Origin of the sequence: Nonomuraea sp. NPDC003560 (assembly GCF_042878785.1) — a bacterium.
GTDB lineage: Bacteria > Actinomycetota > Actinomycetes > Streptosporangiales > Streptosporangiaceae > Nonomuraea.
In genome coordinates this window covers 1,133,310-1,143,906 of sequence record NZ_JBIAOF010000002.1, presented here as the reverse complement: position 1 = coordinate 1,143,906, position 10,597 = coordinate 1,133,310, and the positions used below count along the sequence as shown (strand labels likewise).

At 72.4% G+C, this 10,597-nt stretch carries 10 protein-coding genes; 6 read left to right on the top strand and 4 right to left on the bottom strand.

The genetic code is table 11. From position 1 onward, the window contains the following. The 3 genes from ACFYUV_RS10680 to ACFYUV_RS10670 all read right to left on the bottom strand — a co-directional run. On the bottom strand, positions 1 to 348 hold a 348-nt coding region (locus tag ACFYUV_RS10680), incomplete at its 3' end, for an RICIN domain-containing protein (protein WP_387667364.1). 715 nt (positions 349 to 1,063) lie between these two features. Continuing rightward, entirely contained in the window at positions 1,064 to 2,581 is a 1,518-nt protein-coding gene (locus ACFYUV_RS10675) for an RtcB family protein (protein WP_387667362.1), read from the bottom strand. 338 nt (positions 2,582 to 2,919) lie between these two features. Next, complete coding sequence (locus ACFYUV_RS10670) at positions 2,920 to 3,645, bottom strand: alpha/beta fold hydrolase (RefSeq protein ID WP_387667359.1); 726 nt, start codon at positions 3,643 to 3,645, stop codon at positions 2,920 to 2,922. 138 nt (positions 3,646 to 3,783) lie between these two features. Between ACFYUV_RS10670 and ACFYUV_RS10665 the strand changes: the two genes are divergently transcribed. Continuing rightward, complete coding sequence (locus ACFYUV_RS10665; RefSeq protein WP_387667357.1) at positions 3,784 to 4,608, top strand: helix-turn-helix domain-containing protein; 825 nt, start codon at positions 3,784 to 3,786, stop codon at positions 4,606 to 4,608. Between the two features lie 67 nt (positions 4,609 to 4,675). On the opposite strand, the gene ACFYUV_RS10660 is transcribed toward ACFYUV_RS10665, so the two are convergent. Beyond that, on the bottom strand, positions 4,676 to 5,449 hold the full coding sequence (locus ACFYUV_RS10660; protein ID WP_387667355.1) for an IclR family transcriptional regulator: 774 nt from the start codon (positions 5,447 to 5,449) through the stop codon (positions 4,676 to 4,678). A 125-nt stretch (positions 5,450 to 5,574) separates the two neighbouring features. Here ACFYUV_RS10660 and ACFYUV_RS10655 point away from each other — a divergent pair, with 125 nt between their 5' ends. Genes ACFYUV_RS10655 through ACFYUV_RS10635 form a run of 5 tightly spaced genes read left to right on the top strand, consistent with a single transcriptional unit; the run spans position 5,575 to position 10,597 of the window. Next, positions 5,575 to 6,549 (top strand): ABC transporter substrate-binding protein, encoded by a 975-nt coding sequence (locus ACFYUV_RS10655; RefSeq protein WP_357971489.1) that lies wholly within the window; start codon positions 5,575 to 5,577, stop codon positions 6,547 to 6,549. Beyond that, complete coding sequence (locus ACFYUV_RS10650) at positions 6,542 to 7,537, top strand: ABC transporter substrate-binding protein (RefSeq protein WP_387667351.1); 996 nt, start codon at positions 6,542 to 6,544, stop codon at positions 7,535 to 7,537. The genes ACFYUV_RS10655 and ACFYUV_RS10650 overlap by 8 nt, the downstream gene beginning before the upstream one ends. A 2-nt stretch (positions 7,538 to 7,539) precedes the next feature. Beyond that, on the top strand, positions 7,540 to 8,373 hold the full coding sequence (locus ACFYUV_RS10645; RefSeq protein ID WP_387667348.1) for an ABC transporter permease: 834 nt from the start codon (positions 7,540 to 7,542) through the stop codon (positions 8,371 to 8,373). Continuing rightward, entirely contained in the window at positions 8,370 to 9,080 is a 711-nt protein-coding gene (locus ACFYUV_RS10640; RefSeq protein WP_125629991.1) for an ABC transporter ATP-binding protein, read from the top strand. The genes ACFYUV_RS10645 and ACFYUV_RS10640 overlap by 4 nt, the downstream gene beginning before the upstream one ends. A 44-nt stretch (positions 9,081 to 9,124) precedes the next feature. Further along, complete coding sequence (locus ACFYUV_RS10635; protein ID WP_387667345.1) at positions 9,125 to 10,597, top strand: hypothetical protein; 1,473 nt, start codon at positions 9,125 to 9,127, stop codon at positions 10,595 to 10,597.

Here is a 10,597-nt window from a genome sequence, read left to right as displayed (position 1 = left end):
CTCGATGGCCAGCACCTTGCCCGAATGCTTGACCACGATACGGACGTAGCCGTCGCCGGCGTCACGCAGCTCGAACTTCTCGTTGTCCTGGGTGCCGGTGTCGTACTGGTTCACGCTGGCACCCTGACTGAGGCTGGCGTTCTCGATGGCCAGCACCTTGCCCGAATGCTTGACCACGATACGGACGTAGCCGTCGCCGGCGTCACGCAGCTCGAACTTCTCGTTGTCCTGGGTGCCCGTGTCGTACTGGTTCAGGCTGGCGCCGTCCTTGAGGCTGGCGTTCTCGATGGCCAGCACCTTGCCCGATTGCTTGACGATCAGCCGGGCTCGCGGCGGGAAAGGAGCCATGAGTACCTCCTGGGTAGGGGAATTGGGGGGCAGGACCCTGCCACACACACCGGACGGTGCGGCCCTGCCAGTGGTCACCACATTGAGCCGGTCGACATTCAAGGGTCAATAGCGAAACAGTGGCCATATCAGGGGCATATTTCTCAGCCTCGAATTCCGGCAGACGCGCCGGTCATGAAAACCCGTGATGAGCTGCCAGACCACGGCTGCGCCTGGAGATCATGGACTTGTCGGCAACGGCTCGATCGGCGACAGCAGGAATGGCCATTTGCTTCCCTCCAGTCGATGATCGAGGCGGCGACGCGCTGTTCGTCTCCATGAAACTTGATTGCGGGCGGGAAATCACCCTCCAGCCGTGGCCACATCCGGACAGGGTTCAAGCCTCCGCCACCTGGTCCCACCAGCAGTGTCAGACAAGCTCATCACGACGTTCCCGGCCACCCCGCCCCAAGAGAAAACGGCGCAGGCGACTATCAACGTTCAGATCCGATGCCAATGGCAGCAGCGCGTCACGGCCGACCGCATGGAGAATTATGCCCGGCCGAAGCACTGGCGCTGGTCAGGACATCGCCCACGGATAGATGGCTATCGGAATAGGCCAATAGTTCAGTTCGTCGGGAAGTTTGATTTGACCTTATCGGCTTTTGGGTGACCTGTTTCCAGGCCAACCGATCGGGTTGGCCCGACCGGACGATGCCATGCGCGGAAAAGGCGGTCAGCCCTTGACGGTGAGGAGCGGGCGCAGCTCGGCCACCGGGTCCGCCACGCCTCCCGCGTGCAGGCTCGACACCACGGGCCCGATGTCCTTGTACGCCCACGGAGCTTCCTGCTTGAGGTCGCGCCGCCAGGCCGCCATCACGTCCGCGCGGCGCGCCACGGTCGGATCGCGGTGGTCCAGCGGCGTGACCACGCGGAACTCCCGCAGGAACGCGTCGAGATCGCAGTCGCCGGCCCGTGCGGTGGCGCCGCGCGGGACTCGCCGTCCGGCGCCGTGGCAGGCGCTGGCCAACGTGCGGGCGTTGCCGTGGCCCCGCAGCAGGTAGCTGGACGCCCCCATCGACCCTGGCACGATCACGGGCTCGCCCCAGATCGCGTACGGGCCGCCGCTCATCTGCTCGTGACCACCCGCCGGCGTCGCGCCCTTGCGGTGGACGACGCGGTCCTCCTCCTGCCAGAACAGGTTGTGCGGCGCGTCGTAGAGCAGGCGGGCCGTCATCCGACCGCATTCGGCGGCGAGCCCGGCCCGCATGGTGAGGGCGAGGAAGAACCGATTGCCCGAGGCGAAGTTGGCGGCGTTGCCGAAGGCGTCCAGGTAGCGGCGCCGGGCGGCGGCCGTGCGCTCGTTCAGCAGGAACGGCAGGATCTGGTTGCGGGGTCGCGACAACCCCGGCGGCCAGGTCTGGCGCAGCCGGTCCAGCGCCGTGGCGTTGGCCTGGTGTCCCAGCGCCAGTGAGCCGCTGTGCACCATCAGGACGAGCGCGCCCGCCGTCAGGCCCCACGCGTACGCGGCGGCGGGATCGTGGACCCGTGCCACGTACTGCAGTTCGGCGAAGTGGTTGCCGCCGCCGATGCTGCCGATGAGGCTGTCATGGCTGGCGGCCTCGGTGCCGCCCGCGCTGGTGATCCAGTCGGCGAACGCCTCGCCGGTACCGGCCGGGTGCGCCGGAGCGTGCATGCGATGCAGGCAGTCCTCGGTGTCGGTCGGCTGGTGACCTTGCCAGAGGGCGTCGCCGGTGTGCAGGAGCCCCGGGAGCCCGTCGCGCAGGAGTGCCTCCCGCTGGGCGGGCGTGAGGGCGATGCGGCGGCCGCCCTCGAAGAACAGGTGCCGCAGCCGCCGTTCCAGGGCGTCCAGGCGCGGCCGTACCTGCTCCACGGTGAGTGAGGTCACCTCCAGCCGCATGCCGCAGTTGACGTCGTTGCCGACCGCCTGCGGGAGCAGCGCGCCCTCGGTCTCGATGACGGTGCCGATCGGGATGCCCGCGCCCTTGTGGAAGTCAGGGGTGAGGACGAGGCGGACCAGGCGGGGCAGCGGACCGTCGTGGCCGGGTACGGCCTCGGCGAGGCGGTCGAGGGTGTCGGCGGTCTCCAGGACGGACAGCACTTCGTCGACGGCGGCCGGTTCGAGAGGCACGCGTTCGTCGGCACAGATGTCGACGGGGATGTCCCAAGGGTTCGGGAGGGTGAGCCACTGCTCGTCGCGGCGCAGGAGGCGGCGGTCCTGACGGATGCGCATGATGGTGAGTCCTTCGGGCTGCTGAAAGCGATGCAAGGGGGCGGGCGCGACCGATAGCGCGCCGAAGAAGGCGACGGACCGGAGCCGCCGCCGCGGGCCTCGTGGTTCAGCAGCCGCGAGGTGAAGGCGTGCCCGACTGTAGTACGGCACGCGCCGCCCACACCACGGATTTCCGCCTCCGCCGAGGAGTCGATGCCGGCGTTGTCCACCCGCCATCAAGTCCACGACGCGTCCCCGGTTTTGTAAGGGGTGTCAGGCCCAAGGCCTTGACCTGCGTCAGGCGGGCGACGGCGCGCCCAGCGAACATCCCCGGGCGGCCGACTGGGGGCGCCACCGGGTCACGCGAGCTTCAGCAGTAGTTCGGTGAGCTCGGCCGGCATGGTGATCATGCAGTCGTGGCCCGTCGGCAGCTCCCACACCTGTGCGGGGCTGCCGTTGGGCTGCGTCGCCGGAACGGGCCGCCGCGTGACGCCCTCCGGTACGCCCGCGACGCAGTGGATGTGCGTCCGCGGGATCGCGTGCGTGGCGGGGTTGTCCAGCCGGACCGGTTGCTGGAGGCAGAGCGCCGGCTGGTCCGACAGCATCGCCCGCAGCCAGGCCACGTCCGCCGGGTCGGTGACCCCGAACAGGCCCAGGGGCGGCGGCAGCTCGGGCATCGCCGGGATCCGCCAGCCGGTCCCGGACTGCGCGGCGCGGTCGATGAGAGCCTGGGTGACGGGTTGCACGTCCACCGCGCTCTCGCCGTCCTCCGGGACCATCGCGTCGAGGTAGACCAGGTGGGCGATGCGTTCCGGGATGCGGTTGGCGGCGGAGGAGATGACCAGCCCGGCGTAGCTGTGGCCGACGAGGATCACGTCGGTGAGGTCGTTCGCGGTGATCAGCTCGACGATGTCGCGGGCGTGGGTGTCCAGTCCCACCTCGGGGCCGAGCAGATGGGCCTTGTCGCCGTGGCCGGTCAGCGACGGCGCGGCCGCCTGATGCCCGGCCGAGGTCAGGAGCGGCACCACCCGCTCCCAGCATCGTCCGCTGTGCCAGGCTCCGTGTACCAGCACGTACGTTGACATGTGCGGCTCCTTGCTCATCAAAGGGGTGTTCGTTCCCGAGCGAGGTTTCCGCTCGTCCGCCGGCGCAGCCAGAGCCCTCGCGATCCTGGGGGTGAGGGGGCCAGGCACGCGCCGAGCTGCGCCATTACCGTGGGACGCATGAGCGGCGAATCCAACCTTCTGGGCGAATACGTACGCGCCCGCCGGGAGCTCGTCACTCCTGAGCAGGCCGGCATCCCTTCCGTGGGCGTACGGCGGGTGCCGGGCCTGCGCCGGGAGGAGGTCGCGATGCTCGCCGGCATCAGCGCCGACTACTACCTGCGCCTGGAGCAGGGCCGCGACCGCAACCCGTCCGCGCAGGTGCTGGTGTCCCTCGCGCGCGTGCTGCGGCTCGACGACGACGCGACGGCCTATCTGCTGCGCCTCGGGGCGGGCGATCCCCGGCGGCGACGGCGGCGGCCCCGCAAGGAGAGCGTTCCCACGGGCATCGCCAAGCTCGTCGCCGCGCTCGCGCTGCCCGCGTACGTGGAGGGCCGTTCCTTCGACGTCCTGGCCGCCAACGCCCCGGCGACCGCCCTGTCGCCGCGGCTCGCGGCGGGGCGCAACCGCCTGCGGGACGTGTTCCTCGACCCCGCCGAGCAGGCTCTCTACCCGGACTGGGAGGACGCCGCGCAGGGCATGGTCGCCGGCTTCCGCAAGTCCGTCGGCGCCGACGTCGACGATCCCCGGTTCGTCGAACTCGTCGGCGAGCTCTCCCTCGCCAGCCCGCTGTTCAGCAGGCTCTGGGCCCGCCACGACGTGAACACGTGCGAGGGCGCGCCCAAACGCCTCGACCATCCCCAGGTCGGTGAGCTGTGGCTGAACCGGGAAAGGCTGGGCGTGAGCGGCGCGGCGGGCCGGACGCTCATCGTCCTGCACCCGGACCCCGGCACCGGCAGCGCCGAGAAGCTGGCGCTCCTCACCTCCGTCACGCTTTCCTCGTAAATCCCCCAGGGGCTCGCCCGCGACGTGAACGGGAACGCCGTCGCCGGCCGGCGACGCCTGTCGTGACTCAGGCGGAGGGGCGCAGGCGGCGCTCGGCCGGTGGGATCAGCAGCACCTCCAGCGCGCGGGCGCAGGCCCGCGCGTGCGCGGCGAACCAGTCGATCCGCGCGTCGCTGATGACCAGCGGCGTGGAGCGCACGGCCAGCGCGTAGCGGACGTGGTTGTGCCGGTCGAGCACCGGGACCGCGACGGTGCGGATGCCGTCGCCCGACTCCCCGTCGTTGAGCGCGTACCCGGACTCGCGCACGCGGACCAGCTCCTCGCGCAGTTCGGCGTGGTCCACGATGGTGCGGCCGGTCAGCGCCGGCAGCGGGCCGAGCGCCGCCAGGTCGGCGCTGCCCTCCGGGTCCCAGGCCAGCAGCACCTTGCCCAGCGCCGTGGAGTGCAGGGGGCGGCGCAGCCCGGCGCCGCTGTCGGGGTTGAGCGAGCCGCCGCTCAGGATGACCGCGTGCCGGTCGTTGCGGACGGCCAGGTCCACGGTGGCGGAGGTGATGCGGGCCAGCTCGGCCAGTTCGGGGGCGATGCGGTGCAGGCCGCGCCGGTGGAAGGAGAGCTGCCCCAGCTCCGTGATGGACGGCCCCAGCCGGTAGCGGCCGGTGCGCGCCTCCTGCTCCAGGAAGCCCGTGGCGGCCAGCGTCCTGGCCAGGCGGTGGGTGGTCGAGGTGGACAGCCCCATCCTGCGCGCCAGGTCGGACAGGCCGAGCGAGGCGTCACCGCCCCCGAAGCAGCCGAGCAGGCCGATGGCCCTGCGCACCGACTGGACGCTGTCGTCTGCTGCCATGCGGGAAACTCCGTCTTCCGAGTAGGGAGATCGGGGACCAGGTAGGAGCCGGTCCGGCCGGGAACGCTTCCCGCATCGCGGGACATTCTTTGCATTCCCTACCAATTTACAAGCAAACTCTGCCCATGACCACAGCCGCACTCGACGCCATCTGGTTCACCCGCTGTCCCGTCCCCACCGCCACAGGCATCGCGGCCGACCAGGGCTGGCTGGCGGGAGAGTTCGCCGGCGACGGGATCGAGGTCCGCTCGCTGCAGGACGACGACCCCGGCGTGCCCCGCGAGACCCACTACACCCACGCTCTGACCGGCCTGTTCCGCGAGGGCGGCAACGTGCCGGCGCTGTGGGCCCGCTCGCGCGGCGAGGCGACCAGGCTCATCGGGCTCACCTGGATCGAGGAGCGGCAGGTCGTGCTGGTGCGCGGCGGCACCGCCCTGGAGAGCCCCGAGCAGCTCAAGGGCCTGCGGCTGGCGGCGCCCCGGCATCGCATCGCCATCGACTTCTGGCGGGCCATGGCCCTGCGCGGCTTCCACGGCGCGCTCTCCCTGGCCGGGCTCGGGCTCGGTGACGCCGAACTGGTGGACGTCGAGGCCGAGCCGGGCGGCGGCCAGTGGGAGGCGGAGCTGGCCGCGCTGGCCGCCGGCCGGGTGGACGCGGTCTACGTCAAGGGCGCGCTCGCCGTCGAGGCCGCCCTGCGCCACGGCGCGGAGGTGGGCATCGACCTGGACGCCGTGCCGGACCGGCGCGCGCGGATCAACAACGGCACCCCCCGCCCGATCACCGTCCACCAGCGCCTGCTGGACGAGCATCCGCAGGTGGTCACCCGCTTCCTGGCCGTCCTGCTGCGCGCCGCGGACTGGGCCGCCGCGCACCCGTCCGAGGTGGCCAGGATCCTGGGCGCGGAGACCGGCGCCGGCGCGACCGGCGTGGCCGCGGCCTACCGTCCCGGCGCCTCGCTCCACCTCGACCTGTCCGCCGAACGCCTCGACCTGCTGGCCGAGCAGGAGCGCTTCCTGCGCGGCCACGGCTTCCTCGAATCACCCGTGGACGTTGCCGCCTGGGCCGACCACACCCCGCTCCAAGGAGTCACCCATGCGTAAGCTGCTGCTCGCCCTTCCGCTCGCCCTCCTGGCCACGGCCTGCGGCGGCCCGGACACCACCACCACCGCCGCCGGCCAGGAGCAGGTCGTCGTGCGCATCTCCGACCCCGGCAACAGCGGCTTCCTGGCCGTCGCGAAGAAGGACGGCAGCCTGGACGCGGCCCTGGCCAAGGTCAACGCCAAGGTCAAGTGGGCCGGTGACTTCTCCGTGTTCGCCCCGGCCGCCCAGGCCATCAACGCGGGCTCGCTCGACATCGCCACCGGCTCGATCACCTCGGGCGTCACCGCGCTGGCCGTCAAGCCCAGTTTCAAGATCTTCGCCACCGTCCCGCCCGACCTGGCCGGGGAGGGCATCGTGGTGAAGAAGGACTCGCCGATCAGGTCCGTGGCCGATCTGGCCGGGCGCAGCGTGGCCGTCGGGCACGGCGGCACCAGCGAGTACCTGCTGCTCAAGGCGTTGCAGACGTTCGACGTGCCGGTCGAGAAGGTCAAGCGGGTCTATCTGCCGCCGCCGCAGACCGCGCCGGTCTTCGGCTCGGGCGAGGTGGACGCCTGGTCCACCTTCTCCACCTTCCTCATCCCCGCCGTCACCCAGCTGGGCGCGCGCGTCCTGGCCGACGGCGAGGCGATCAAGTCGGACAACTACGTGATCTACGTGGCCGCCAACAAGCTGCTGCAGGAGCATCCCGAGGTGGTCAAGGCGCTGTTCGCGTTCATCAAGGAGGGCAGCGCCAAGGAGATCGCGGATCCGGCGGCGTACCTGAACGTCTTCACCCAGACCGGCCCGCAGGCCGTGCAGGGCGAGCAGAAGGAGCTCGTGGCCGGCATCCAGAAGAAGGGCAGGCCCGTCCAGGCGGTCACCGCCGCCGAAATCGCGAAATATCAGGACGTGGCGAGGTTCTTTCTCGACCAGAAGGTGCTCACCGCGCCGCTGGACGTCTCCCAGCACGTCGTGGACGTGAACACGCTCGGGGGCGCGCGGTCATGAGCGTGGCCACTCACACGGAGGCCGGCGTCGAAGGGCTCGTCGCGCCCCAACCGCCGCGCTCGTCCGGCCGCCACCCGGCCGTCACGCTCGCGCTGCGCGCCACCGGCCCGGTCCTGCTGCTCGCCGCCTGGTACGCGGCCACCGCCACCGGCGCCCTCACCCAGGACGTGCTCGCCGGCCCTCAGGACGTCGTCAACACCTTCGGCGAGCTGTGGGCCGACGGCCAGCTCCCCGAGGCGCTGCGCGTGTCGGTCACCAGGGCCGGGCTCGGCCTGCTGCTGGGCGCCTCCACGGGGTTGGCGCTGGGCGTCGTCTCCGGCTTCACCCGGCTCGGCGAGGAGCTCGTCGACTCCTCGATGCAGGCCCTGCGGGCCATCCCGTTCCTGGCGCTGACCTCGCTGTTCATCGTCTGGTTCGGGATCGAGGAGGCGTCCAAGATCCTGCTGATCGGGGTGGCCTGCACGTTCCCCATGTACATCAACGTCTCCAGCGGGGTGCGCAACGTGGACCGCAAGGTCGTCGAGGCGGCGCGCTCGTTCGGACTGGGCCGGCTGGCCGTCGCCCGCGAGGTCGTGCTGCCGGGCGCGCTGCCGTCGATCTTCGCCGGGCTGCGGTTGTCCACCACGCTCAGCGTGATCGCGCTCATCGCCGCCGAGGAGATCAACGTGACGGCCGGGCTCGGCTACCTCATGGCCCGGGCCACCGACTACCTGCGCACCGACATCCTCGCTCTGTGCGTGCTGCTGTACGCGGTGATCGGGCTCGCCGCCGACCTGGCCCTGCGGCTGGCCGAGCGGGTCACGATGCCCTGGCGCAGGGCGGTGACGATCCGATGAGCCTCGCCGTACGCACCCGGGGGCTGCGCAAGGTCTTCGGCGAGCGGGCCGTGCTCGACGGGGTCGACCTGGACGTGCGGCGCGGCGAGTTCCTGGCGCTGCTCGGCGCGAGCGGCACCGGCAAGACCACGCTCCTGCGCATCCTGGCCGGGCTGGACGCGGCCGGCGGCGGGAGCGTGCTGGTGCCGCCGGTGCGCACCGTCGTCTTCCAGGAGCCGCGGCTCGTCCCGTCCAAGCGCGCCCTCGCCAACGTGATCATCGGGCAGGGCCGCGCCGCCCGCGCCAAGGGCCTGGCGGCGCTGGCCGAGGTGGGGCTGAGCAGCCATGCCGACGCCTGGCCCGCGACGCTGTCCGGCGGCGAGGCCCAGCGGGTCGCGCTGGCCAGGGCCCTGGTACGCGAGCCGGAGCTGCTGCTGCTCGACGAGCCGTTCGCCGCGCTGGACGCCCTGACCCGGCTGCACATGCAGGACCTGATCGCCGAGCTGTGCGCCCGGCACCGCCCGGCCGTGGTGCTGGTCACGCATGACGTGGAGGAGGCGATCCTGCTCGCCGACCGGATCGCGGTGCTGCGCGCGGGCACGTTCGTCACCGATGTGCGGGTCGAGCTCGACCGGCCGCGCGACCGCACCGACCCCGACTTCGTCGAGCTGCGCCGCCGGCTCCTCGCCGACCTCGGCGTGGACGCCCACGCGGGAGCGGCGCCATGACGGCGCCCGGGAGCAGTGCCATGAGCAGTGCCATGAGCAGTGCCATGAGCAGTGCCGTGAGCAGGGCCGTGACGGCGGCGGGCTGGATCGCCGGGAACGCCGCCGCGCTGACCGGGCTCGCCGACCGGATCTGGGCCTACGCCGAGCCGTCGCTGCGCGAATGGCGCTCGGCCCTGGCCACCGCCGCGCTCCTGCGCGCGCACGGCTTCACGATCGCGTGGGGCACGGCCGGCCTGCCTGCCGCGTTCGTCGCCACCCACGGCGACCGCGGGCCGGTGCTGGGCTTCAACGTCGAGTACGACGCCCTGCCCGGCCTGTCCCAGCGGGCCGGCGCGGCCCGGCACGAGCCGGTCGCGTTCGAGGGCGACGAGTACGCCCCCGCCTACGGCCCCGGCCACGGCTGCGGCCACAACGCCCTGGCGGCGGCGTCGGCAGGCGCGGCCATCGCCGCCGCCACGGCACTGGGGAGCCGGGCCACGATCAAGGTGTTCGCGTCCACCGGCGAGGAGCACCTGGTCGGGAAGGCGTACGCGGTGCGCGACGGCGCCTACGACGGGCTGGACGCCTTCCTCGACTGGCACCCCGCCCCCGTCACCGGCACCGGCTGGGACGTCACCAGCGCCCTGTACTCGGCCACGTTCTCCTTCCTCGGCTCGCCCGGCCACGGCTCGAACCCGCTGGGCACCCGCAGCGGCCTGGACGGCGCGCTGCTGCTGACGGAGATGGTCGAGCGCCTGCGCGCCGGCCACGTCTCCCCCTCCGGCCGCGTCAGCTACACGATCAGCGGCGGCGGCGCCCCCAACGTCACCCCCGACCTGCAAACGGTCTGGGTCTACGTCCGCGAGTCCACGGCCGCCGCCGCCAGGACCCTCTACGACCAGGTCGTGACCTGCGCCCACGCCGCCGCCGCCGGCAGCGGGACCCGGCTGGAGCACCGCCTGGTCACCGCCGTCAGGCAGGGGCTCGGCAACCGGGCGGGCGCCGAGCTGCTGCACCACACGATGAGCGAGCTGGGGCCGCCGGCGTTCACCGACGCCGACCAGGCGTTCGCGCGGCGGCTGCAGGCGGCGATCGGCCGCCCGCCCGCCGGCCTGGCCGGCGAGGTGCTGCCGCTGCGCCCGCCCGCCGGTCCCGACCTCGGCGGCCCGTCCAGCGACACCTCCGAGGTGAGCTGGACGGCGCCGCACCTCAGCCTGGTCGCGGCCGTGGTGCCGCTCGGGGTGCCCCTGCACTCGTGGGCGGCCACCGCGGCGACCGGCACCCCGATCGCACACGCCGGGCTGCTGGCCGCCGCCCGCTACCTGGCCACGGCGGCGGTCACGCTGGTCGAGCAGCCCGAGACGCTGGCGGCGGTCAGCGCGGAGTTCGACTCCCGCGAACGGGAGCCCGCGCTCCTGCCGGCCGCCGCCGAGCCGCCGTACCACCTGCCGCCGCCCGGCTTCCTCGACGAGACGGGCCAGTCGCCGCAGCCGACCCGGACGCCGCCCGTTTCCGCTGAACCCCTAGGAAAGATCTGA

Bases quoted from the DNA above. Each gene is read 5' to 3' on its own strand.
- ACFYUV_RS10665 (WP_387667357.1), top strand. From the start codon at position 3,784: ATGAGCGGCGAATCCAACCTTCTGGGCGAATACGTACGCGCCCGCCGG.
- ACFYUV_RS10660 (WP_387667355.1), bottom strand. From the start codon at position 5,449: ATGGCAGCAGACGACAGCGTCCAGTCGGTGCGCAGGGCCATCGGCCTG.
- ACFYUV_RS10640 (WP_125629991.1), top strand. From the start codon at position 8,370: ATGAGCCTCGCCGTACGCACCCGGGGGCTGCGCAAGGTCTTCGGCGAG.
- ACFYUV_RS10655 (WP_357971489.1), top strand. From the start codon at position 5,575: ATGACCACAGCCGCACTCGACGCCATCTGGTTCACCCGCTGTCCCGTC.
- ACFYUV_RS10635 (WP_387667345.1), top strand. From the start codon at position 9,125: ATGAGCAGTGCCGTGAGCAGGGCCGTGACGGCGGCGGGCTGGATCGCC.
- ACFYUV_RS10675 (WP_387667362.1), bottom strand. From the start codon at position 2,581: ATGCGCATCCGTCAGGACCGCCGCCTCCTGCGCCGCGACGAGCAGTGG.
- ACFYUV_RS10670 (WP_387667359.1), bottom strand. From the start codon at position 3,645: ATGTCAACGTACGTGCTGGTACACGGAGCCTGGCACAGCGGACGATGC.
- ACFYUV_RS10650 (WP_387667351.1), top strand. From the start codon at position 6,542: ATGCGTAAGCTGCTGCTCGCCCTTCCGCTCGCCCTCCTGGCCACGGCC.